Raw genomic sequence first — 23820 nt, 5'->3', positions numbered from 1 at the left:
TGATGAAACCGATAAAGCCTCTGTAGGAGCGAGCTTGCCTCGCGATCTTTTGATCTTTTAAAAGATCGCGAGGCAAGCTCGCTCCTACAGGGTTATTGCGTTGTCAGGTGCACGGCAAACGACTCGTAGGGGCGCAAGGTGATGCGCTGCGTGCGCGTCGGCTGTTTGTCGTAGTTGCTGATCAACAGGCGTTGGGCCATGTCTTGGCTGATCACGCCGTCAGGCAAATCCACCACGCAATCGGTGCCGTAGAAGTTGTTGAGCACCAGCACGCTTTCACCCTCGCCCTGGCGCAGATACGCCCAGACCTGCGGATGCTCGGCCAGCAACTGGCGGTATTCGCCGTGTGACAGCAGCGGCTCTTCGCGACGCAACGCAATCAGCCGGCGGTAGTGATGCAGCACCGAGTCCGGGTCATTCAATTGCGCTTCGACGTTGATCTGTGCGGCGTTCGCAGGGATCCCGATCCACGGCTCTGCCGTGCTGAAACCGGCGTTGGCCTGCTGGTTCCATTGCATCGGCGTGCGGCTGTTGTCCCGTGACTTTTGCAGGATCGCCGCCATGCAGTCTTCGTGGGACACCCCGGCTTCGCGCTTGAGGCGGTAGATGTTCAGGGTTTCGACGTCGCGGTATTGCTCGATGCGCTCAAACCCGGGGTTGGTCATACCGATTTCTTCACCCTGATACACATACGGCGTGCCTTGCAGGCAATGCAGGGCGGTGGCGAGCATCTTCGCCGAGACCACACGGAACTCACCGTCATCACCAAAGCGCGACACCGCACGGGGCTGATCGTGGTTACACCAGAACAAAGCGTTCCAGCCGCCACCGGCCTGCATGCCCACCTGCCAGTCAGACAAAATGCCTTTGAGCGCGAGGAAGTCGAAGTCGGCACGCACCCACTTCTGCATGTTCGGGTAGTCCACTTTCAAGTGATGAAAGTTGAAGGTCATCGACAGCTCTTTGCTCTCTGGCCGCGAGTAGCGGATGCAGTGTTCAAGGCTGGTAGAAGACATTTCGCCGACGCTGACCAGATCGTGCCCGGCGAACACTTCGCGGTGCATCTCTTGCAGGTATTCATGCACGTTGGGGCCGTCGGTGTAGAAGCGTCGACCATCGCTGTCGTCTTCCGGGAAGTGCGCCGGCTTGGAGATCAGGTTGATCACGTCCAGGCGGAAACCGCCCACGCCTTTGTCACGCCAGAAGCCCATAAGTTTGTAGACTTCGGCGCGCACCTTGGGGTTGTCCCAGTTCAAGTCGGCCTGGGTGTGGTCAAACAGGTGCAGATAGTACTGACCGGTTTGCGCCTCGTATTCCCAGGCCGAACCGCCGAACTTGGACTCCCAGTTGTTCGGCTGGTCACGCCAGATGTAGAAGTCGCGATACGGGTTGTCGAGGCTGCTGCGCGCCTGCTGGAACCACTCGTGCTCGATGGAGGTGTGGTTGACCACGATGTCGAGCATCAGCTTGATCCCGCGGGCCTTGGCCTCTCTGATCAACAGCTCGCAATCGGCCATGCAACCGTAGCTCGGGTCGATGGCGTAGTAGTCGCTGATGTCATAGCCGTTGTCGCGCTGCGGCGAGCGCAGAAACGGCGTCAGCCACAGGTAATCCACGCCCAGCCATTGCAGGTAGTCGAGCTTGTCGACCACGCCCAGCAAGTCACCGGTGGCATTGCCCGCGTGGCTGTGAAAACTTTTTGGGTAGATCTGATAGATCACCGAACGCTGCCAGTCTTGCATGGGGGTTCCTCAAAAAAGGGGGGTGATCGATCAGGCCACGCGGTAGCCGGGGCGGATGATTTTCAGGCTGAGCGCGCACGTCAGAACAAACGGCACGATGATCGCGACCAGCATGCCGATGACGAACATCGGGATGTACTGCGGAATGATCGAGATAAAGCCCGGCAAGCCGCCGACGCCAATCGCCGAGGCCTGGACCTTGTTCAGCGACAGGAAAATGCTGCCCAGCGCCGAGCCGATCAGGGCCGCGTAGAACGGAAATTTGTAACGCAGGTTGACCCCGAACATCGCCGGTTCAGTGATGCCGAAGTACGCGGACACTGCCGAGGTAGACGCCATGCTGCGCTCGCGCACGTTGCGGCTCATGTAGAACACGCCAAGCGCCGCGCTGCCCTGGGCCAGGTTGGACATCACGATCATCGGCCAGATAAACGTGCCGCCCTGAGTCGAGATCAATTGCAGGTCAACTGCGAGGAACATGTGATGCATGCCGGTGATCACCAGCGGTGCGTACAACAGGCCGAAAATCATGCCGCCGAGCACCGGCGCCAGGTCAAACAGCATGACCACGCCTTCAGTGATCAGGATGCCCAGGTGACGCGTCACCGGGCCGATTATCGCCAGCGCCAGCACGCCGGTAATGACGATGGTGGTGATGGGCACGACCAGCAATTGAATGGCATTGGGCACCCGTGCGCGCAGCCATTTCTCGATCACGCTCATCACGTATGCAGCCAGCAGGATCGGCAGGATTTGCCCCTGGTAGCCGACCTTCTCGATCTGGAACACCCCCAGAATGTTGAAGTACGGCAGGCTTTGACCGTCCAGCCCGGCCACGGCCTTGCCGTAGTTCCAGGCGTTGAGCAGGTCGGGGTGTACCAGCATCAGGCCGAGCACGATGCCGAGGATTTCACTGCCGCCAAAGCGCTTGGCCGCCGACCAGCCCACCAACGCAGGCAGGAACACGAACGAGGTGTTGGCCATCAGGTTGATCAGGCTCCACACCCCGTCCAGCGACGGGTAGGCATCGAGCAGGGTTTTGTCGGCAATGAACATGCCTTTGGCGCCGAGCAGGTTGTTCACCCCCATCAGCAGGCCGGCAATGATCAGCGCGGGCAGAATCGGCATGAACACATCAGAGAACACCCGCACCAGACGCTGCATGGCGTTGGCCTTGTCGGCGCCTTTTTGCTTGACGTCAGCAATGGTCGACGCGGCGAGGCCGGTTTGCTCGCGCAAGGCGGCATAGACCTTTTCGACGTCGCCGGGGCCGATGACCACTTGGTACAGGCCACCGGTAAAGAAGGAACCTTTGACCAGGTCAATCTGATTGAGGGTTGCGCTATCGACCAGGCTGGGGTCTTTCAGCGCGAGGCGCAGGCGGGTGACGCAGTGCGCGGCTTGCTCCAGGTTGTCGACGCCACCCAGGCATTGCAGCAACTCACCGGCAATCTTCGAATAATCGTGGCTCATGCGTTGTCTTCCGCTTGAAATTTTTATTATGGAGCGTCGTTTTGGCAGCACGCCGAAGCGAAAAATACTCGTCTGTACGAGTTAAAGCAACAACTGGTACAGACGAGTTTGAAAAATAAGCCGTGGCCTCTGCTTTACTGTGCAGTAGTTGGCAATAAGCACTATCAGCCACCTCTGAAGAATGCGCCTGAATGTTCCTAAAACAGAGCCTTTACCGCGGAGCTTGCGCTGCTCCCCCCCTGCCCTTAAGGTTCGGGCCTTGAACACCTTCGGCATAGAGCCATCGTTATGACTAAATACAGCCAGATCTACACCGATCTGCTTGCAAACATCACCACTGAGCGCCTGGCGCGCGGTGCGCGCTTGCCGTCCGAAACTGAATTGATGACCCGCTACGACGCCAGCCGCGGCACCGTGCGCAAGGCGATTGAACAGCTTCAGGAACGCGGCTTTGCGCAGAAGATCCATGGCAAAGGGACGTTTGTGTTGTCTTCCAGCCCCATTGAGTTCCAGTTGGGCGGGATCGTCAGCTTCCAGGAAACCTACCCGAGCCTGGGCAATGACGTCAGCACTGAAGTGGTTGAGTTTGAGCACTTCCCGCTGGAGGGCGCGCTGACAGACAAGATCGACGCCGAGCCAGGCACACTGATCACTCGCGTCAAACGCGTGCGGCGCATAGATGGCAAACGGGTGATTCTGGACATCAACTGCTTCGTCAGCGAGCTAATTCCGGGGCTGACGCCAGAGATAGCGCAGCACTCGATCTACGCGTATATCGAGCAAACCCTGAACCTGCAGATCAGCTTTGCCCAGCGCACCATCGAAGCGGTGCCGCGCAGCAAGGATGATCAACTGCACCTGGATCTGGACGGGCAAAGCCACGTGATTGTGGTGAGCAACCAGACATTCCTGCAGGACGGCAGGCAGTTTGAGTACACCGAGTCGCGGCATACCTTGGACAAGTTTTACTTTTCGGACATTGCCCGGCGCTAAACGTGTAGGAGCGAGCTTGCCTCGCGATCTTTGAAAAGGTCAAAAGATCGCGAGACAAGCTCGCTCCTACAGTTAGCCGTGCGCAGTGTTTAGTGCTTGAACATCACATGCCGAATGGTGGTGTAGTCCTCCAGGCCGTACATCGACATGTCCTTGCCATAGCCTGAGAGCTTGGCGCCGCCGTGGGGCATTTCGCTCACCAGCATGAAGTGCGTGTTGACCCAGGTGCAGCCGTATTGCAGGCGGGCCGCCAGACGATGGGCGCGGCCTACATCGTGAGTCCACACCGAAGACGCCAGGCCATAGTCGGAGTCGTTGGCAAACTGCAAAGCCTGCGCTTCGTCGTCGAATTCGGTGACAGACACCACCGGCCCGAAGATCTCATGGCGCACCACTTCATCGTCCTGCCGCGCACCCGCCAAAACCGTCGGTTCAAAGAAGAACCCCGGCCCCGCCACGCGCTTGCCGCCCGTTACCACTTCAATGTGCGACTGCTCACGGGCACGCTGGACAAAGCCTTCGACTCGCTCCAGATGCTGCAAGGTGATCAACGGCCCGAGTTCTGTCTCAGGATCGTCCTGCAACCCATGGCGAATACTGGACACAGCCTCACCGAGTTTTCTTACGAACTCGTGGTACACGCCCTTCTGCACATAAATACGGCAGGCGGCAGTGCAGTCCTGGCCGGCGTTGTAAAAGCCGAAGGTACGGATGCCTTCAACTGCCGCGTCGATGTCGGCATCGTCAAACACGATCACCGGGGCCTTGCCGCCCAGCTCCATGTGCATGCGTTTAACGCTGTCGGCCGTACCGGCGATGATCCGGCTGCCGGTCGCGACCGAACCGGTCAGCGACACCATGCGCACTTTGGGGTGGCTGGTCAGCGGCTTGCCGACACTTGGGCCACGACCAAAGACCACGTTAATGACGCCCGCAGGGAAGATGTCGGCCATCAACTGCGCCAGTTTCAACGTGCTCAACGGAGTCTGTTCAGACGGCTTGATCACCACGGTATTACCGGCAGCCAACGCCGGGGCGAGCTTCCAGGCGGCCATCATCAACGGGTAGTTCCAGGGCGCAATGGACGCCACCACGCCCACCGGATCGCGGCGGATCATCGAGGTATGGCCCGACAGGTATTCGCCTGCTGCACTGCCTTGCAGGCAACGGCTGGCGCCCGCGAAAAAGCGGAACACATCGGCCACGCCGGGCAGTTCGTCGTTGAGCGCGGCGGTGTAGGGTTTGCCGCAGTTATTGGACTCCAGGCGCGCCAGTTCCGGAGCGTGGGCGTCGATGGCGTCGGCCAGCTTCAGCAACAATTGCGAGCGGTCCTTGGGCGTGGTCTGCGACCAGGCCTCGAACGCCGCATCGGCCGCGCATACCGCAGCATCGACCTGCGCCAGGCTGGCCTCAGGGATTTCTACCAACGTGGCGCCCAACGACGGGTTGAGCACCGGGAGTTTTTCGCCTTCACCGGCGATGAGTTGACCATTGATCAGCAGGCAAGTTTGCATGGTTTCTCCTGTGGGCGGCGTGGGCCACCCCATCAAAAAGGCGCAACCTCCCCGCATGCGCCGCAATCAAGGCGCACGTGGGTAGTTGCAAGGGCTAAGGGGGCGGGTGCGTCAGAGCGCGGGTTCAGGCACGGCGGTGCTGAACAGGCGGGTACGGAAGGCCAGGTACACCAGCCCCAGCACGACCCAGCATGAGCCGAGGATCAGCGCGTCGGCGTCCAGGCTGATGAGCATCCAGCCCGAAGTAATGGCCCCGATCAGCGGGAACAACACTCCGCGCAGCACACCGGCTTTGTCGCCCAGGGCACGGTCGAAGGTCAGTTTCAGCGCGCACAGGTTGACGGCGGTAAAGGCCAGGAATGCACCGAAGTTAACCAAGGACGTGGCGGTGGCGATAGTCAGGCCAAAGCCGACAAAACCAAAGGCGCCGCACAGCACGATGTTGAACACCGGGGTCTTGTAGCGCGGGTTGAGCACGCCAAACAGCTTTTGCGGCAGTTGGTTGTCACGGCCCAGGGCATACAGCAAGCGCCCGACACTGGCCTGGAATGACAAGCCAGCAGCAAAGTGGGCAATGATGATGCCGGTCAGAACCACTGCAAAAAACAGGTCGCCGCCGATGGTCTTGGCGATTTCAAACGCCGCGCCGTCGATGTTCTCGAACACGCCCACCGGATGTGCCAGGTACATGAAGTACGAGGAGCCGACATACAGGCTGCCGCCGATCAGGGCCACCAGCAAAATGGCCCGCGGGATGGTGCGTTCCGGTTCAACGGTTTCTTCGCTCAAGGTCGACAGGGCGTCGAAGCCAAGGAACGAATAAGCGGCAATGGCAGCACCGGCCATGGTCGCCGAGAACGGTACGTCGGCGTTAAAGAACGGTTTGACCGACAACAATCCGCCCGGACCATTGATCGCGCTGACGTAGTGCCAGCACAGGGCGATGAACACGGTGATGATGGTGAGCTGGATCAGCATCAAGATGATGTTGAAACGGTTAGCCACCTGGATCCCGAGGATGTTGAGCAACGAGGTGGACACGATAAAGCCGGTGATCCAGACCCACTGCGGTACATCCGGGAACGCCAGGCTCAGGTAGCTCGCCCCCAGCAGCCAGATCAGCATCGGAATAAAAAAGTAATCGAGCAGCGCCGCCCAGCCAACCATAAAGCCGATGTTGGGGTTAAGCATTTTACGGGTGTAGGTATAAGCCGAACCCGCTGTCGGAAACACCCGCACCAGTCGCCCGTAGCTCAGTGCGGTAAAAATGACGCCGATGGACGCCACCACATAAGACAACGCCACGGTGTTTTGGCTGGCCTGGGCAATCACGCCGTAGGTACCAAAGACAATCAGTGGCGCAATAAAGGCCAGACCGAACAGCAACACAGACACCGGACCCAAGGTGCGGCGCAGATGCGGAGTCGAAATCGATGCGCTCATGACGATGCCCTCAAGCTGAGTAGTGGTAGGCGGCACGAATCACATCGAGGTAGCTCTCGACGGTCATGTCTTTGATGTTGCTGGCATCGGAAATATTGCTCTTGGACTTCTGCGCGATGGCCGTGAAGTCTTCTTCGCGCACCCCGGCTACATCGGCAAAACGCGGGATACCCAGCTCCCGGTTCATGCGAAACAGTTGATCGACGCCCGCTTGGGCCGCATCGACGGCGCTCAGGTTGGGGTCGATCCCCAGGGCGTACGCCACATCGGCGTGGCGGCGCAGGTCGGCGTCGCGGTTATGGCTGAACACAAACGGCAGGAAAATCGCGTTGCCGATGCCGTGCGGGGTGTCGTACATGCCGCCGATGGCTTCGGAAATACAGTGCACGCTGGCGATGTCGGCGTTGCCGAAGGCCATGCCGGCAATCAGGCTGGCAATCAGCATTTGTTCGCGGGCTTCACGGTTGTCCGGTTCTTGCACGGCGGGCTTGAGGTGTTGCGCGATCAAACGGATCGCGTGCAGCGCCAGGCCGTCACTGATCGGGTTGGCGGGTTTGCCGGTATAGGCCTCAATGGCGTGGGTCAGCGCGTCCATCCCGGTGGCAGCAGCAATGTGCGGCGGCAACGTGGCGGTGATGTTTGAGTCGAGCAGCGCCAGCACCGGGCCAATACGGTAGTCGAGCAGGCTCATTTTGAACTGGCGGCGGGTGTCGGTGATTACCGAGAAAAAGGTCACTTCACTGCCGGTGCCTGCTGTGGTCGGGATCGCCACAATCGGCAGTACCGCATTTTTGAGGGCGAACGCGCCTTCGTAGTCTTCAACGATGCCGTCATGGGTCAGCAAAACGCTGATGGCCTTGGCGGCGTCCATTGCACTGCCGCCGCCGACTGCCAGTACGCCGTCGATGCTTTTGCCGCGATACAGCTGCGCCGCACGGTTAACGTCTTCGCTGCGCGGGTTGGGTTTAACGTCGGCGATTTCGTCGTAGCGAATGCCGGCCTGTTCCAGGCTGGCATAGATGCTGTCGAGCAAACCGGCGTTCTTCACGCCCGGGTCGGTGACCAACAGTACATGGCTCAAGCCCAGGCCGAGCAGGTGTTCGCCGGTGCGCTGGCGCAGGCCAGGTTCCATGACGATTTTGGTGGGTAATAGAAACTGGAATTGCATGGGGACGTTCCTCTCGCTCTGTGGCGCTTTGCAATGTTGTAGTTATGGCAGACGAGTCAGGGAGCCGCCGGGGCGGCCACTATCGGTTTTTATTGTTGAAGGTGCCGCATGGCGGTATGGGTCGAAACACTAAGACACAGGTAGCGGATCAACAAATACTTAAAACTCAAGGGAGCATTCGATTAAATCGAATGCTCTGCGATCACCTGTAGTCGTTGACAAGGTACGAGGCTACGATCGGCTGCGCAGCAGTCGTAAATCGGTGAACGCGATGCTTCAGGTTTGCGATCGCAGCCTCGTGCCTCGACAGCGACTACAGAGGCTGGGCGTCGCGCATACCCCGTAGTCGTTGACGAGCACCGCGAGGCTACGATCGGCTGCGCAGCAGTCGTAAATCGGTGAACGCGATGCTTCATGTTTGCGATCGCAGCCTCGTGCCTCGACAGCGACTACAGAGGCTGGGCGTGGCGCATACCCCGTAGTCGTTGACGAGCACCGCGAGGCTACGATCAATTGCGAAGCGATCGTAAATCCTGAAAAGCAGGTGTGGTATCGAGGATTACAAATGCTGGCCGTGGCGGGCCATGATGTGGCGTACCACGCTGTAGTCCTGAAGCGAATCGCTGGACAGGTCTTTGCCATAGCCCGAGCGCTTCAGGCCGCCGTGGGGCATTTCGCTGACCAGCATAAAGTGGCTGTTGATCCAGGTGCAGCCGTACTGCAAGCGCGCTGCCACTTGCATGGCCTTGTCGAGGTTTTGCGTCCAGATCGACGAGGCCAGGCCGTATTCAGAGTCGTTGGCCCAGTCCACGACCTGCGCCAGTTCATCAAAACGGGTGACGGTCACCACCGGCCCAAACACTTCGCGCTGGACGATTTCATCGCTTTGTTTGCAACCGGCCAGCAGCGTCGGCTGGTAATAGAAGCCCGGCCCCGGATGCGCAGCGCCCCCCGTCACACACTCAATGTGCGGCTGGCCCAGCGCCCGTTCGACAAAACTGGACACGCGATCACGCTGCCGGGTACTGATCAGCGGGCCGATCTCGTTGTCGGCATCGCGCTTGCCGGCAAAGCGGATACGGCTCACGGAATCACCCAGCGCCGCCACCAACTTGTCGTAAATACCGGCCTGCGCATACACCCGGCACGCCGAGGTGCAATCCTGGCCCGCGTTGTAATAGCCATACGTGCGCACCCCTTCGACCACGGCCTCAAGGTCGGCATCGTCGCAGACGATCACCGGCGCTTTGCCGCCCAGCTCAAGGTGGGTGCGCTTGAGGGTTTTGGCCGCGGTTGAGAGGATTTTCTGCCCGGTGACGATATCGCCGGTCAAAGACACCATGCGCACTTTCGGGTGGCTGACCAAATGGCTGCCGACGTTTTCACCGCCGCCACAAATGATGTTGAGCACGCCGCGCGGCAGGATCTCGGCCAGCATCGGCGCCAGGGCCAAAATCGACAGCGGTGTGTGCTCGGAAGGCTTGAACACCAACGTGTTGCCCGCCGCCAGCGCCGGGGCGATTTTCCAGGCGGCCATCATGATCGGGTAGTTCCAGGGCGCAATCGAGGCCACCACGCCGATCGGGTCACGGCGCACCATGCTGGTGTAGCCGGGCAGGTATTCGCCACTGAGCTGGCCGGTCTGGCAACGCACGGCGCCCGCAAAAAAGCGGAACACGTCCACCGTGGCACTCAAGTCGTCTTTGCGCGCCAGATGCAGCGGCTTGCCGCAATTCAGCGCTTCGAGACGCGCGAGGTAGTCGGCGTTTTTTTCAATTGCACTGGCGATTTCCAGCAGCAGGTTAGAGCGTTGCTGCGGCGTGGTCCGCGCCCAGCCGTCGAAGGCCCGGTGCGCGGCAAGGATCGCGGCCTCGGTCTGCTCGGCGCTGGCCTCGGCGATCGACGTCAGCACCTCACCCGTGGTCGGGTTGATGATGGGTTCGACAATGCCCTGCCCGGCGACTGATTCACCGTCGATCAACAGTGCGGTGAACAACGGTGTCTGCGCAGCGGGCATGATAGGGCTCTCTTGTGGTGTGCGGTCGTGGTGCGCCCGCTTCTGTGGGCTGGACCGTTTTATAGAGGCTGCAAGATTAGTCTTGGCGCAGCGCGAACGACAAACACTAAATCCAGATTAAATCGCCAGCTTGCGCCCGCCATGGGGCTGCTCGCGGGCGACGGTCAAAAACGGATCGACCAACGGCGGCCGCGCGGTCCCCCGGCGCCAGGCCAGGCCGACGTCGAGTGTCTGGTTAAGGTCGGCAATGGGCCGGGCCTCGATGATGTCGCCTTCCAGCGACCAGGGCCGGTAGGTCATGTCCGGCTGGATCGAGATCCCCAGCCCCGCCGCGACAAGGCTGCGCACCGCTTCGGTCGATGCCGTGCGCAAAGTAATGCTCGGTTGCAACCCCGCCTGCGCCCACAAACGCTGGGCATTGCTGTCCATCTCATCGACGTTCAACTGGATCAACGATTCTTTGGCCACGTCGGCCAGGTTGATGCTGTCCAGCTCCAGTAGTGGATGCTGGGCCGGCAGCCACACTCGATGCGGCGAATGGGTCAGCACCTCGGACTGCAAGGCGTGGCGATCTTCAAGATTGGAAAGGATCAGCACGCCGACATCAATCTCGCCACTGACCAGCAAGTGCTCGATGTACGGGCGTTCGTCTTCCATCACGCGGATTTCGACGTTGGGGTAGGCGCGCTGAAAACGGGTGAGCAAATCCGCAAGGTAGTAACCCGCCACCAGGCTGGTCACGCCGACGATCAACTGCCCGGCCACCTGATCGGTGCTCTGCTGCAAGCTGCGTTTGGCGTTGTCCACCGTGGCCAGAATTAAATGCGCCTGGCGCAAAAACTGATGGCCCTGGTGGGTCAGGGTCATGCCCTTGGCGTGGCGATTGAACAGGCTGACGCCGATTTCCTGCTCCAGTTGCTGGATCGCCAGGGTCAAGGTCGATTGAGAGATGTACACCGCTTGGGCGGCAGCCGAGATGGAGCCCGTCTCGGCCACGGCGATGAAGTGACGGATCTGACGCAAAGTCATCATGAAAACACCCCTCCAGCGGACTGATTTTTTGTGATGGGCGAGTGTATATCTTTTTAATCGATAGCCCGGCACAAACCTCAGCGCTGCTTTACTGACCGTTACCCTTATTCACATTTGCTTACGACAGTCGCAGGCAGGGATCGCAGTATCATCCCGACACCTGACCACCGAGAGCTTTAGCTATGCCCACTGCTGCCTCCAAACGCTGGCTGATCCTGATCGCCGTGATGCTGGCCTTTGTGCCCATCGTGATTGATATGACCATTCTGCATATTGCTGTGCCGTCGCTGACGCTGGCGTTGGGCGCGTCAGGGGCGCAGGTCTTGTGGATCATCGATATCTACCCGCTGCTGATGGCCGGTTTGCTGGTGCCCATGGGCACCCTCGCCGACCGCGTCGGTCATCGGCGCATCCTGCTGTATGGCCTGAGTGTGTTCTGGGTGGCTTCGTTGCTTGCCGCGTTCGCGCCGACACCGGCCATGCTCATCGGCGCGCGGGTGCTGCTGGCCCTGGGCGGTGCGATGATCATGCCGTGTGTGCTGGGCATTATTCGCCGCACCTTCGAAGACGAAAAAGAACGCGCCCTGGCCCTCGGCCTATGGGGCACCGTCGGCGCGGCGGGCGCAGCGGTGGGCCCGCTGATCGGTGGCGCGCTGCTTGAGCACTTCTGGTGGGGGTCGGTGTTTTTGATCAACGTCCCGATCATGGCGGTGGTGATCCCGGTGGTCTTTGTGCTGTTGCCACGCGTCGAGCACACCACTCCCGGTAAATGGGCCGTCGGCCAGGCGCTGGTGCTGATTGCCGGGATCATCGGCGTGGTTTATGGCATCAAGGCCAGTATCGGTGCCACGCAATCGCTGTTGTTCGCCATGCTGGTGATGGTGGCCGGGCTTGCGCTGCTGGTGCTGTTCGCTCGCCAGCAACTGCGCTCTGCCACGCCGATGCTGGACCTGTCGCTGTTCGCCCACCCGGCGCTGCTGGGCGGCATGATCATGGCGCTGGTGACCATCGGCGCGCTGGCAGGCGTGGAGCTGACCCTGGCTATGGAGTTGCAATACGTGCTGGACAAAACGCCTTTGCAGGCGGGGATCTTCCTGATCCCGATCATGGCCGCCGCCGCGCTGGGTGGCCCGGTTGCCGGGTATCTGTCCAACCGTTTTGGCCTGCGCGGGGTCGCCAGCCTGTCACTGGCCACGTCTGCCGGGGCGTTGGGGTTTCTCGCCTTTGCCGATTTCAATGCCGCCGGCATTGCGGTGCCGGCCATGTTGGCGGTGTTGGGGTTGGCGCTGAGTATCGGCCTGACCGCTTCGTCGATTGCCATCATGGGTTCGGTAGACGCCAGCAAGGGCGGCGCCGCCGGTTCACTGGAAGCCACCGCTTACGAACTGGGCACCGGCCTGGGCATCACCGTGTTCGGGGTGTTCATGTCCAAAGTGTTTGGCAGCACCCTGTCGCTGCCCGCTGAACTGGCGCCAGCACTGGCCGAACGTGCCGCCAGGTCCATTGGCGACAGTTACGTGGTGGCCGGCGAACTGCCTGCCGCCCAGGGCAATGCCTTGATCGAAGCGGCCAAGCTGGCGTTTTCGAGTACCCACTCGGTCCTGCTCACCACATCGGCCGTGGTCATCGCGCTGCTGGCGGTAGTGGTATTTGTACTTTTTGGGCGGCAACGGGGCTAATACCACTGAGTTTTGTAGCCGCTGACGAGGCACGAAGGCTGCGATGGGTTGCGTAGCGACCCTCCCCACCGCACAAATAGTTGTACAAATTAATTGACTTGTACAACACGCTCCCTATTCTCTAAAAACCTGTACAAGATATTTTCTTTGTACAAGAAAAGGAGGGAGTCAGATGCTCGATGCCATAGACACCGCCCCATCAGGGATCAGCCGCTTAGCCCGGCACGGCGACCTATCGGGTTGCGGGAGGCACTGTGTCTGACTTCCTGCACGATTTCGCCAGGCGCTTTGCCGCACTGGATGCCAGCAACTTGCACACGCTCAAGGCGCTGTACAGCGACGATATTCACTTTCGTGATCCGCTGCATGAGATCCACGGCCTCGCAGCGCTGCAAGCCTATTTTGCGCAGCTCTACGCCAACGTCAGCGAGCTGGGCTTCACCTTTCACGGTTATGACCAAGTGCAGGACGGTAGCGGGTATCTGCGCTGGACCTTGCACTATCGGCACCCGCGCCTGAGCCGTGGGCAGCGCATAGAGGTGGCTGGTTGTTCGCACCTGCTGTGGCACGAGAAGGTCTACCAGCACCGTGACTATTTCGATGCAGGCGCCCTGCTCTATGAGCATCTGCCGCTGATGGGCCCCGCGATTGGCTGGTTGAAAGGGAGACTGGCATGAAGCGTATCTGGCTCACCGGCGCCAGCAGCGGCATTGGCGCGGCTCTGGCAGAGATCCTGTTGAATCAGGGCCATTTGCTGGCCGTGAGTGCGCGCAATGCCCAGGCCCTGGAGACATTGCACGCGGCGTTCCCGCAACAGGTCCTGGCGCTACCCGGCGACCTGACGGATCCGCTCCAGGTTCAGGCCATCGGCGAACAGATCGGGCAGGTCTGGGGTTATCTGGATCAGGTGATCTTGAATGCCGGCACCTGCGAGTACCTCGACGCAGGCCACTTCGAGGCCAATATGATTGAGCGCGTGATGCGCGCCAATGTGTTTTCGGCGGCCTATTGCGTGGAAGCCGCGCTGCCGCTGTTGCGCAAGGCCAAGCGGCCGCATCTGGTGGCCGTGTGCAGCTCGGTGACCTACCTGCCGCTGCCCCGCGCCGAGGCGTATGGCGCTTCCAAGGCGGCGATGCGCTATCTGTTTCAATCGTTGCGCATCGACGTGGCCCACGAGGGTATCGACGTCACTGTCGTCAGCCCGGGCTTCGTCGATACACCGCTGACCCAACACAACGATTTCCCGATGCCGATGCGCTGGCCAGTGAATAAAGCAGCCACTTACATCGCTACCCGCCTCGATAAACGACCGCTGGAAATCGCCTTCCCCGGCCCCTTTATCGCTGTCCTTCGCTTACTGGCGGCTTTGCCTCAACGCCTGCAATTGGCCCTGGGCAAACGTATGGCGCGTCCTGACACAGAAGAATCTTCATGAAAATAGCCATCATCGGTAGCGGTATTTCTGGCCTGACCTGCGCCTACCTGCTCAACCGTCAGCACGACATCACTGTGTTTGAAGCCAGTGACTGGGTGGGCGGCCATAGCCATACGGTTGACGTTGAAGTGAAGGGCGAACGTTTTGCCATCGACACCGGTTTTATCGTGTTCAACGACTGGACCTACCCCAATTTCATCCGCCTGCTGGATCAACTGGGGGTGGCCTCGCAACCCACCGAGATGAGTTTCTCGGTTCGCGATCCGAAGACGGGCACCGAGTACAACGGCAACAACCTCAACAGCCTGTTTGCCCAGCGGCGCAACCTGCTGTCGCCGGGCTTCTGGGGCATGTTGCGTGACATTTTGCGCTTCAACCGTGAAGCCTTGCGCGACCTGCACGAACAGCGCATCTCCGCGGACACCACCCTCGGTGACTACTTGCAACAGAAGGGCTACGGTCAGCGCTTTATCGATCACTACATCGTCCCGATGGGGTCGGCGATTTGGTCGATGTCACTGGCCGACATGCAGGGTTTTCCGCTGCAGTTCTTTGTGCGCTTTTTTAAAAATCACGGGCTGCTGTCGGCAACCAACCGCCCGCAGTGGCGGGTGATCAGCGGGGGTTCGCGCAGTTATGTCACGGCACTGAGCGCCAGCTTTGCCGAACGCATCCGCCTGAACTGCCCGGTGCATCGGGTTGAGCGCGACATTGGCGGAGTAACCCTGCACAGCGCCGCGGGCACTGAACGTTTTGACAGCGTGGTGTTCGCCTGCCACAGCGATCAAGCCCTGAGCCTGCTGGCGGCGCCCAGCCAGGCCGAACGCAAAATACTCGGGGCGCTGCACTACGCCGATAACGACGTGGTGCTGCACAGCGACACCCGTGTGTTGCCAAACCGCCGTCTGGCATGGGCAAGCTGGAACTACCGCCTCGGCGGCTCAACCCGACAACCCGCCGCGCTCACCTACAACATGAACATCCTGCAAGGGCTGCAGAGCGACACGACCTTTTGCGTCAGCCTCAATCAGAACGAGGCGATTGACCCAAGCACCGTCCTTGGCCGCTACCGCTACGCCCACCCGCAATACACCTTGGCAGGCGTAGAGGCGCAGGCACGCTGGGCAGAACTGCAAGGAGTGAAACACAGCTACTTCTGCGGTGCCTACTGGGCCAACGGCTTTCATGAAGACGGCGTGGTCAGCGGCTTGCGCGTGGCTGCGGCGTTCGGAGAACAGCTATGAACAGCGCGCTCTACCGCGGCTGGGTCAGCCACCGTCGGTTGTTGCCGCGCGCCCACGCATTTCGCTATCGCATGGGCATGCTTTACCTGGACCTTGCTGAGCAAGCGCAGGTGCTGGGCCTGTCGTGGCTGGCCGGGCGTTCGCGCTGGGGCGCTTTTACCTTCCGCGAAACAGACTACTTACCCCACGCCACGCGCCAAGGCGTAACGCTCAGTGATGCCGTGCGTTCGGTTGTTGAGCAGGCCTTGGGCCACGCCCCGCAAGGGCGCATCTGCCTGCTTACGCAGCCGCGCAGCTGGGGCTTGTCGTTCAACCCCATCAGCCTGTTTTACTGCTTCGAAGCCGATGGCAGCCTGGCCGCCATCCTCTGCGAAGTCAGCAACACGCCGTGGCGTGAACGCTACCACTACGTGCTGCCGACCCACGCCAGCGGCGAGTCACGCCATCGGGTGGCCAAGAGTTTTCACGTCTCGCCCTTTCTGCCTCGCGATCTGGAGTACCGCATGCGTTTCTCTGCGCCGGAGCAACACCTGAACGTGACCATGCAGGACTGGCAGGGCGAGCAAAAAGTCTTTGAGGCGGGCATGGGCCTGGAGCGCATCGAACTGACGCGCCACAGCCTGCATCGCCACTTGCTGGAGTTCCCCTGGATCACCGGCAAAACCGTACTCGCCATTTACTGGCAGGCCCTGCGCCTGCTGCTTAAACGCACGCCCGTGTTTACCCATGAAGCCGCCGACGGTGAACAGCGCACCGCCCATTTGGAGTCTCGCCATGACAAACCCTAGTCTCAACCCCACCAGTACCGGTGATTCTGCGGCCAATGGACTAGGCGCACGTCTGCTCAAAAAAGGCGTTTTGCGCAAGCTGGCCCAGCTGCGTCATGGGCATTTGCTGGTCATCGTCGACGGTGAGCCCCTGAGCTTTGGCCAGCCAGGTGCCGAGTTGCACGGCACACTCGAAGTGCACGACGCGGCCTTCTGGCCCATGGTGGCTTTGAATGGCTCCATTGGCGCGGGCGAGGCTTATATCCATGGGTATTGGAGCAGCCCCGACCTGACCGCGGTGATCCGCATTTTTGTGGCCAACCTTGACGTGCTGGATGACATGGAGCGCGGCCTGGCGCTGCTACGCCGCCCGGTGGCAAAAGCCCTGCACTGGCTCAACCGCAATACGCGCCAAGGGTCGCAACGCAACATTTCAGCGCACTACGACTTGGGCAACGCGCTGTTCGAAAAACTACTCGATCCGACCATGATGTATTCAGCAGCGATGTTCCGCTCCGCCAGCGACACCCTCGAACAGGCCCAACTGAACAAGCTGGCCTGTATCTGCGAAAAGCTCGACCTCAAACCCACCGATCACCTGCTGGAAATCGGCACAGGCTGGGGCAGCATGGCCTTGTACGCGGCCACCCACTACGGCTGCAAAGTCACCACCACGACCCTGTCCCATGAGCAGTTTGCGTATACCCACAAACGGATTGCCGAACTGGGCCTGCAAGACCGCGTCACCCTGCTGTTGCAGGACTACCGTGACCTGACAGGCACCTACGACAAGCTGGTTTCTATCGAGATGATCGAGGCCGTCGGCCACCGCTTCCTGCCCACCTATTTCAAACAGTGCGCCCACCTGCTCAACGATAACGGGCTGATGCTGTTGCAAGCCATCACCATTCGGGACCAGCGCTACGAGCAGGCGAAAAAAACCGTCGACTTTATCCAGCGCTACATTTTCCCCGGCGGCGCGCTGCCATCGGTAACCGCCATGCTGAGCACCATCAGCCGCGACACCGACCTGAACCTGCATCACATGGAAGACTTCGGCCTGGATTACGCACGCACGCTGCGTCTGTGGCACGACAACCTGCGCAGCAACCAGCACAGCCTGGAAGCGCTGGGCTACGACCAGACGTTTTATCGCCTGTGGGAGTTTTACCTGTGCTACTGCGAAGGCGGCTTTCTGGAGCGCAGCATCGGCACCGCGCATCTGCTGCTCGCCAAACCTGGGGCCAGGCCGCAGCCCTATGGGCTAAAAGCCTGAACGGGCGTGGCCGGCTGTTTCTGAATGCCGGGCTTTTCCAACTGGGATGGTTCGCGTGTGTGTGGGGCGCTCACCGCCCCTGGCTGTTGCTGATTGCCATCGCCTGCCTGGCGCTGCAACTAGGGTGGGTGGCAAAGGCGTTTAATGAATGGCGCGGCGTGCTGCGGGTGGCAGCCTGCGGCTGGGTATTGGACTGCGCGCTGATGCACCTCGGGTTGTTCACTTTTTCAGGGAGCACCGTGATGCTGCCGCTATGGCTGGCGCTGCTTTGGCTGCTTTTCGCCAGCACTTTGAACTACAGCCTGAACTGGACAAAACGTCCGTGGTGGCTGGGCAGCCTGCTGGGCGCTGTCGCGGGGCCGCTCTCGTATTGGGGCGGCGCGACGTTGGCAGGTGTGGGCCTGCCGCTGGGTCTTTGGCCGAGCCTTCTAGTGCTCGCACTCATTTGGGCGATGCTGATGCCCGCGCTGCACTGGGTGGCCGGGCGCCCAGCCCGTTGATTCAGGGCTGCTTGCGGAAGAACAAGGTGATCTGCCCCACCTCTACCCCGAACTTAGTCATGTAGGAGCGATTGATCAGGGTGTCTTTGTCCATCATGTACATCCAGTCGTCCAGGTGAACCTCATATTCCTTGCCATCCACCGGAAGGTTCAGCACATAGTTCCAGCGCAGCGTATTGCCAGCCACCTCGCCACGGGCCTCGCCCACCACGTCGCCCGCAGTTCCGCGCCATTGGCCGGGACCCGCCGGGGTCAGCGTCCAAACCCGTTTTTGCTTTGTACCATCGCTGTAGGTAAACGACTCGTCGAGGATCAGCTTGTCGCCTTCTGAGTGGCCGTTGACCTGCACATGGAAGCGCTTGACGACCTCACCTGAACGCTTTTGAAACATCCCCCACGCTTCGACCCGCCCTTCAAAGAACTGGCGCACCTCAAACGTGGGCGTCTCTTGGCTGTAAGTCTGCACATCGACCCTGCTGCAACTGACAAGGCCAACGCATAGCAACATTACCCATAGCTTCAACATGTGCATTTCCTCGGTGGCGATTACGGGCTCATCTCAGGGTGTGGCCTCGCCCAGCAATTGGGCACGCAGCTGCGGGTTGCGGGTTCGCGGGTCCAGCCAAATCGCAAAAAAAGCCTTGGCGAACGCATCATCCTTCACCACATGCTGCAACGTGTCGCCGACGTAAAAACGCACGCCTTCGCCCGGCATATACACACCGGTGATGCGGTCTGCGGGGCGCACATCGACAAACGCTTGCTGCATTTCCCGCTCCCAGCGTGCCGCCAGCTCCGGGCTCAGAGGGCCGGGCGCCAGGCGGCGGATTTCCTTGAGGCTGGCCTCAACCAGATCATCGCGACTGATCGCACGGCTGTAGGTCAGCTCCAGCGCAAAAGGCGTGTCAGCACGCAACGGTTGACTCAGGCTCCAGAAGCTCGCGTTGTAAATCGAGAAACCGAACATGCGCATCTCCCCGCTACCCTGCAGGTGAGCATCGGGTAAAGCTTCTCGCCAATCCGCCAACAGTTCTGCACTCTGGAGCAGCACAGCAAGGCAGATCACGCAGCGGGTCAAGCGGTCCATCGGCATAACCATGCGAGACCTCTACAACACTCAATGGACGTCTTGAAAACTTATACGAAATTATCGATTTGTACAGGTTATATCTGAAAGGAGGATAAAAGATCGGGATACCAGAAAGTAAAAACCCGCATTTAAGCGGGCTTCGACGTGGTTGCATTACGACGTGATTACTTTGCGGCGGCATCTTTAGCGGGAGCGCCAACGTTTTTGCGCTCACCGGTTGTAGACACTTCATACACGCTTGTGACCCAAGTGTCGGCGATCACGGTTTCTACCACGTAATTCTTCTTGGCCTGGGGCGTGAATTGCTGCGCAACGGGCTGTTCTTTGTCGAACGGTGTCGGCATGGGGATACCGTTGAAGGTGAACTGCTTGGCCTTGACCTGCCCTTCTACGTACAAGGTTTTGTCAGCCTCGACCAGCTTGCTGATGCTGTCAGTGCCACCGGCCATTCGCTTCAGATACGCCGGTATGCGCTTGAAGTAAGCCGTGTCATAAACCCGGTCACCCGCGCTATCAATACCAATATTGGTATACCCGTACATGTAACTGACCGGGTGATCGCCCTCACCGCCGATGGTGCGGAACGTCACGCTGGCTTGATGATCATTCATGACCAGTGGCACCACCGGCGCTGACGTAAGATCACCCGCCTTGCGGCTACTGCAACCGGTCATCGCAACAGCGAGTGCGATGGCTAACGGAAATGCCAGATAAGTTTTCATTCGATCCTTGAACACGTTAAGAGAAGGACCGTATTGAACCATTTGCTGTAGGAAAGTTCCCTGTACGCTGTCGGAGCTTCACACCTTATACGAGCCATACCCTAAAGGATTAGCGCCATGAGCACGAAGTACCTGTTGCTGAGTTTTTGCGCTGTGTTACTGGTCGGCTGCACGGGCAGAGGCTTTCAACCGCCGCCCGGAGCCTACACACAGTGGTACAAAAAGGGCGTCAGCCAAGCGGGCGTCGACAACGCCATGCGTGCTTGCGGGTATACCAACCTTGATGGCGTGGGCGACAACTCGCCAATTGATGTTGTGCTGACGCGGTTCTACTGCATGAAGGATGCAGGGTTCAAGCGCAGGGACAACCTGGACCTGTGCAAGCAAGGCCGCATTGGCGAGTCACCGGTGTGTGAAGGTCGGCGGTAGCGCAATGGCAAAAGAGACGGCACGTTCCTTTACGGTTCAGCCGTTTGCCAGCGAGGAAAAATCACAAGCGAAGCAATGATCGCTAATAGTGCACCACCGGTGCTGTAGAGCATCCGTAAAAATACCAAATCGAGCTCCGATCCTCCTGACTGGCTAATCTGCGCGACCAGAATGAAATGGGGAGTGAGGAACATTAAATAGCTGATGTGGCTCACAGAGCGCCCAGCCAGGGTGCCAATAGAGACAGGCAGTATCAGTGCAGCCAACAAAACCGGATCATGGATTACATAACCAAGAACGGCAGCAATGGCTCCCCCCAAGAAGGTGCCACCGACGCGTTCCAGAGACATCTTCAACGTTGAAGACATGTAGGGCTGCATGATCAGAAACACCGTGAGGGTCATCCAGTAGCCGTAATGCAACGACCACAATTGAACCATCCAGACTGACAGGGCTCCCGACAGCGCTACACGAAGACCATGCAGAAAAAGGTTAGATTTAGGTGTGAAATTTTCTCTGAGGGCCGACCATAAAACTGGCGGCTTAACAGCATCAGATTGATCGTTCTGACACCACTGGAACAGTAATGCGGAGCCTGTAGCCCATAAGCTGCCGTAGAGAAAGTAACGTGCATAATCCAGTCCCTGGGCAAAGTCCTTTGCCGGGAATGCAGTGGATACCGCAAATGCCGTCGCTGTCAGCAAAGCAGGAATGCTGATGCGCGCGCCGCAAACCTGGGCGTAAGCACCCGCAAACGCGAAGAGGGCCGACAGCACTATCGCCAGCGGCGGCCATTCCATTGTCCAGGCACCTAGCCCTGACGCCACGGCGCCGGTCATGCCGAAAACCAGGCCGACAATACAATCTTTTGGGGACTTATTGCTCGGAATCGACAGATAGCTCCAGAATGCGGCAATCGCTGACCAACAGAACAAAGGGTTGTGCAAGCGAGCCGCGAGGAGCGCCGGCACAGTACAGACAATCCCACCACACACTACGTAGCCAATGGGCACATTGCGTACCGCTTGCAACATCTTAACGGTCAGTGATTGCGACATGATCGAACCTTCACTACTCAACTGAAACCAGTGCAGTTCGATCGATCTTGCCAATCGAGGTCACCCCCGTGAGCGTCATTGCCACGCGCATTTCTTTGGAGAAGATATCCAGCATATTCTCGACCCCGTGCTGTCCGTCGGCGGCCAGAGCGTAAACCGTCGAACGCCCCAGCAGGCACGCCTTGGCGCCTAACGCGAGCATGCGCACAACATCCAGCCCGGAACGAATGCCGGAGTCCACCAGCACCGTCAGGTCATCGCCCACCACGTCGGCAATGGCAGGCAAAGCCTTGGCGGTGGACAGCACACCGTCCAATTGGCGACCGCCGTGATTGGAGACCACGATGCCATCAGCGCCAAAACTGACTGCGTCCTTGGCGTCCTGTGGATCAAGGATGCCCTTGATAATCATCGGGCCCTTCCAAAACTCGCGGATCCACTCCAAATCCTTCCAACTGATGGAGGGGTCGAAGTTATTGCCTAACCAGCCAACATAATCTTCCAGGGTGGTGGCTTTGCCCATGTACTTGGAGATATTGCCCAAATCATGCGGGCGACCGAGGATACCGACATTCAACGCCCAATCCGGCCGAGTAGTGGCTTGCAGGATGCGCCGTGTAGCTGCGAATGGACCGGACATGCCCGAGTGGGCATCACGGTAACGAGCGCCTGGTGTCGGCATGTCTACGGTAAACACCAGCGTGGTAACGCCAGCTGCTTGAGCGCGCTCCAGGGCATTACGCATGAACCCGCGATCCTTAAGCACATAGAGTTGAAACCAGATCGATTGCGGACTCTGGGAAGCAACCTCTTCAATCGAGCAGACCGATACTGTGGACAGGCAAAAGGGGATGCCTTTCGTGGCCGCAGCCTTGGCCGCTTGCACTTCACCACGACGGGCGTACATACCGGTCAGTCCAACGGGGCTGAGGATGATCGGCAGACTCTGTTCCTTCCCGAATAGCGTCGTCTTGAGACTCAGGCTGTCAACATTTCTCAAAATGCGTTGACGCAAGCTGATGCTGGCAAGGTCAGAGCTATTGGCCCGCAGTGTGTGTTCGGCATAGGCGCCGCCGTCGATGTAGTCGAATAGAAATCGCGGCAACTTGCGTCTGGCAGCTTCGCGATAGTCGGACGCCGATGAAATAATCATTCTCTACAACTCCTGTGTGTCTAGAAAATTTCAGCGACGCAGGAGGTTGCTGAATGGATTTCACGATAAGGGTTTGTTGATCATGATAAAAACAACTTTTCCTACTCAAAATAAGTCGCTATTGGAATACACATGAATCTCAGAACGCTGCGAGTGTTTGTAGAAGTGGTGCGCCAGGGAGGGTTCTCACAAGCCGCTGAGGTGGTGTCTTTGACTCAGTCTTCAGTCAGCAAGGCGGTCAGGACGCTCGAAGATGAACTAGGAACACCACTCTTGAACCGTATCGGCCATAAAAGCGAGTTGACGGCCGCCGGTGAGATTGCCTTTCGACGCGCACTGGTTTTACTCGCAGAGCGCAACGATCTGATCGCAGAGATCAATGATCTGCGGGATCTGAAGGGCGGTACGCTGCGGATCGGCTTACCCCCTGTAGGCTGCGGGGTGTTGTTCGCTCAGATGTTTGCCACTTATCGCAGCCGCTATCCGAGGGTGAATATAGAACTGATAGAGCATGGGAGTAAGAAACTGCGTGAGTGCCTGGAGGCCGGAGAGGTGGACCTGGCTGCACTACTGATTCCGATCGATGAAACGTTCGCTTATCAGCAAGTGCGTAACGAGCCCTTAGTGGCTGTACTGCCTGGCGCCCATTCGCTTTCGCGACGCAAGCGGATCAACTTCAGTGATCTGGCGGATTCGCCATTCATCCTCTTTGAGGAGGGGTTTGCACTTAACGCATTAATTATGGCCGCATGTGATCGAAGAGGAATTGTGCCCCGGGTGACAGCCCGCAGCGGGCAAATTGATTTCATCGCCGACCTGGTAGCCGCTGGTTTGGGGGTAGCTTTTTTACCGCGAATGCTGGCGCAAAAACATAAGCATGCGGGCATCGCTCTGGTACCTCTTGAAGAGCCAGATACGGATTGGAACATCGCACTGGCGTGGCGTGCCGGTGCGCATTTGCCTCCGGCTGCAATAGCGTGGTTAGAGCTGGCCAAAGAGCTGAGATAGTCCAACAAGATCCAATACCGCAAAGCGAACGACCACGATGGGCTTTTAAGAGCGCCATTGCAAAGATCTCGACGCTA

Annotated in this window: 22 protein-coding genes; 10 read left to right on the top strand and 12 right to left on the bottom strand. The window is 59.3% G+C overall.

The genetic code is table 11. The features are described 5' to 3' along the window. Window positions 1-92: 92 nt before the first annotated feature. The gene (treC, locus tag ACJJU9_RS04875) at window positions 93-1742 is read right to left on the bottom strand and encodes an alpha,alpha-phosphotrehalase (protein WP_407730177.1); all 1650 of its coding nucleotides are present in this window, start codon (window positions 1740-1742) and stop codon (window positions 93-95) included. A gap of 30 nt (window positions 1743-1772) precedes the next feature. Beyond that, a complete protein-coding gene (gene treP, locus ACJJU9_RS04870; protein WP_048367033.1) occupies window positions 1773-3215 on the bottom strand; it encodes a PTS system trehalose-specific EIIBC component in 1443 nt (480 codons plus the stop codon). A 288-nt stretch (window positions 3216-3503) separates the two neighbouring features. Between treP and treR the strand changes: the two genes are divergently transcribed. Next, on the top strand, window positions 3504-4208 hold the full coding sequence (treR, locus tag ACJJU9_RS04865; RefSeq protein WP_153330643.1) for a trehalose operon repressor: 705 nt from the start codon (window positions 3504-3506) through the stop codon (window positions 4206-4208). Window positions 4209-4297: 89 nt separating this feature from the next. Here treR and ACJJU9_RS04860 read toward each other — a convergent pair whose 3' ends face one another. The 5 genes from ACJJU9_RS04860 to ACJJU9_RS04840 all read right to left on the bottom strand — a co-directional run bounded on the left by ACJJU9_RS04860 (window position 4298) and on the right by ACJJU9_RS04840 (window position 11382). Then, complete coding sequence (locus ACJJU9_RS04860; protein WP_407730176.1) at window positions 4298-5722, bottom strand: gamma-aminobutyraldehyde dehydrogenase; 1425 nt, start codon at window positions 5720-5722, stop codon at window positions 4298-4300. A gap of 111 nt (window positions 5723-5833) precedes the next feature. Continuing rightward, the gene (locus ACJJU9_RS04855) at window positions 5834-7165 is read right to left on the bottom strand and encodes an APC family permease (protein WP_048367040.1); all 1332 of its coding nucleotides are present in this window, start codon (window positions 7163-7165) and stop codon (window positions 5834-5836) included. A 10-nt stretch (window positions 7166-7175) separates the two neighbouring features. After that, window positions 7176-8333, bottom strand: a complete 1158-nt coding sequence (locus ACJJU9_RS04850) for an iron-containing alcohol dehydrogenase (protein WP_407730175.1) — start codon at window positions 8331-8333, stop codon at window positions 7176-7178. Window positions 8334-8892: 559 nt separating this feature from the next. After that, window positions 8893-10350, bottom strand: coding sequence for a gamma-aminobutyraldehyde dehydrogenase (locus tag ACJJU9_RS04845; RefSeq protein WP_153336735.1), 1458 nt, complete (start codon window positions 10348-10350; stop codon window positions 8893-8895). Window positions 10351-10467: 117 nt separating this feature from the next. Then, window positions 10468-11382: a LysR family transcriptional regulator gene (locus tag ACJJU9_RS04840; RefSeq protein WP_048367043.1), complete on the bottom strand. Its 915-nt coding sequence runs from the start codon at window positions 11380-11382 to the stop codon at window positions 10468-10470. A gap of 182 nt (window positions 11383-11564) precedes the next feature. Here ACJJU9_RS04840 and ACJJU9_RS04835 point away from each other — a divergent pair, with 182 nt between their 5' ends. From ACJJU9_RS04835 to ACJJU9_RS04805, 7 genes are all read left to right on the top strand, one after another. Beyond that, entirely contained in the window at window positions 11565-13061 is a 1497-nt protein-coding gene (locus ACJJU9_RS04835; protein ID WP_407730174.1) for an MFS transporter, read from the top strand. 254 nt (window positions 13062-13315) lie between these two features. Continuing rightward, on the top strand, window positions 13316-13738 hold the full coding sequence (locus tag ACJJU9_RS04830) for a nuclear transport factor 2 family protein (protein WP_407730173.1): 423 nt from the start codon (window positions 13316-13318) through the stop codon (window positions 13736-13738). After that, a complete protein-coding gene (locus ACJJU9_RS04825; protein ID WP_407730172.1) occupies window positions 13735-14496 on the top strand; it encodes an SDR family NAD(P)-dependent oxidoreductase in 762 nt (253 codons plus the stop codon). Before ACJJU9_RS04830 ends, ACJJU9_RS04825 begins: the two co-directional genes overlap by 4 nt. Continuing rightward, window positions 14493-15740 carry an NAD(P)/FAD-dependent oxidoreductase gene (locus ACJJU9_RS04820; RefSeq protein WP_407730171.1) on the top strand — a complete coding sequence of 416 codons (1248 nt, stop codon included), beginning with the start codon at window positions 14493-14495 and terminating at the stop codon, window positions 15738-15740. Before ACJJU9_RS04825 ends, ACJJU9_RS04820 begins: the two co-directional genes overlap by 4 nt. Further along, window positions 15737-16528 (top strand): DUF1365 domain-containing protein, encoded by a 792-nt coding sequence (locus ACJJU9_RS04815; protein WP_407730170.1) that lies wholly within the window; start codon window positions 15737-15739, stop codon window positions 16526-16528. Before ACJJU9_RS04820 ends, ACJJU9_RS04815 begins: the two co-directional genes overlap by 4 nt. Continuing rightward, on the top strand, window positions 16515-17783 hold the full coding sequence (locus ACJJU9_RS04810) for a class I SAM-dependent methyltransferase (RefSeq protein ID WP_407730169.1): 1269 nt from the start codon (window positions 16515-16517) through the stop codon (window positions 17781-17783). The genes ACJJU9_RS04815 and ACJJU9_RS04810 overlap by 14 nt, the downstream gene beginning before the upstream one ends. Continuing rightward, the gene (locus ACJJU9_RS04805; protein WP_407730951.1) at window positions 17780-18283 is read left to right on the top strand and encodes a DUF2878 domain-containing protein; all 504 of its coding nucleotides are present in this window, start codon (window positions 17780-17782) and stop codon (window positions 18281-18283) included. The genes ACJJU9_RS04810 and ACJJU9_RS04805 overlap by 4 nt, the downstream gene beginning before the upstream one ends. Before the next feature lies 1 nt (window position 18284). On the opposite strand, the gene ACJJU9_RS04800 is transcribed toward ACJJU9_RS04805, so the two are convergent. From ACJJU9_RS04800 to ACJJU9_RS04790, 3 genes are all read right to left on the bottom strand, one after another. Beyond that, the gene (locus tag ACJJU9_RS04800) at window positions 18285-18809 is read right to left on the bottom strand and encodes a DUF3833 domain-containing protein (RefSeq protein ID WP_407730168.1); all 525 of its coding nucleotides are present in this window, start codon (window positions 18807-18809) and stop codon (window positions 18285-18287) included. Window positions 18810-18842: 33 nt separating this feature from the next. Next, on the bottom strand, window positions 18843-19376 hold the full coding sequence (locus ACJJU9_RS04795; protein ID WP_407730950.1) for a chalcone isomerase family protein: 534 nt from the start codon (window positions 19374-19376) through the stop codon (window positions 18843-18845). A 161-nt stretch (window positions 19377-19537) separates the two neighbouring features. After that, complete coding sequence (locus tag ACJJU9_RS04790; RefSeq protein WP_048367057.1) at window positions 19538-20095, bottom strand: hypothetical protein; 558 nt, start codon at window positions 20093-20095, stop codon at window positions 19538-19540. Window positions 20096-20212: 117 nt separating this feature from the next. Between ACJJU9_RS04790 and ACJJU9_RS04785 the strand changes: the two genes are divergently transcribed. Then, entirely contained in the window at window positions 20213-20524 is a 312-nt protein-coding gene (locus ACJJU9_RS04785; RefSeq protein ID WP_407730167.1) for a hypothetical protein, read from the top strand. A gap of 29 nt (window positions 20525-20553) precedes the next feature. On the opposite strand, the gene ACJJU9_RS04780 is transcribed toward ACJJU9_RS04785, so the two are convergent. Together ACJJU9_RS04780 and lldD are read right to left on the bottom strand one after the other, a co-directional pair. Continuing rightward, a complete protein-coding gene (locus tag ACJJU9_RS04780; protein ID WP_407730166.1) occupies window positions 20554-21582 on the bottom strand; it encodes an FUSC family protein in 1029 nt (342 codons plus the stop codon). A 13-nt stretch (window positions 21583-21595) separates the two neighbouring features. Then, window positions 21596-22735, bottom strand: a complete 1140-nt coding sequence (lldD, locus tag ACJJU9_RS04775) for an FMN-dependent L-lactate dehydrogenase LldD (RefSeq protein ID WP_407730165.1) — start codon at window positions 22733-22735, stop codon at window positions 21596-21598. Between the two features lie 132 nt (window positions 22736-22867). On the opposite strand from lldD, the gene ACJJU9_RS04770 reads away from it, so the two are divergent. Beyond that, entirely contained in the window at window positions 22868-23743 is an 876-nt protein-coding gene (locus tag ACJJU9_RS04770; RefSeq protein ID WP_048385896.1) for a LysR family transcriptional regulator, read from the top strand. Window positions 23744-23820 lie beyond the last annotated feature (77 nt).

This window comes from Pseudomonas helleri, from assembly GCF_045830615.1.
Taxonomy (GTDB): domain Bacteria; phylum Pseudomonadota; class Gammaproteobacteria; order Pseudomonadales; family Pseudomonadaceae; genus Aquipseudomonas; species Aquipseudomonas helleri.
This window is presented reverse-complemented; position numbering and strand designations above follow the sequence as displayed.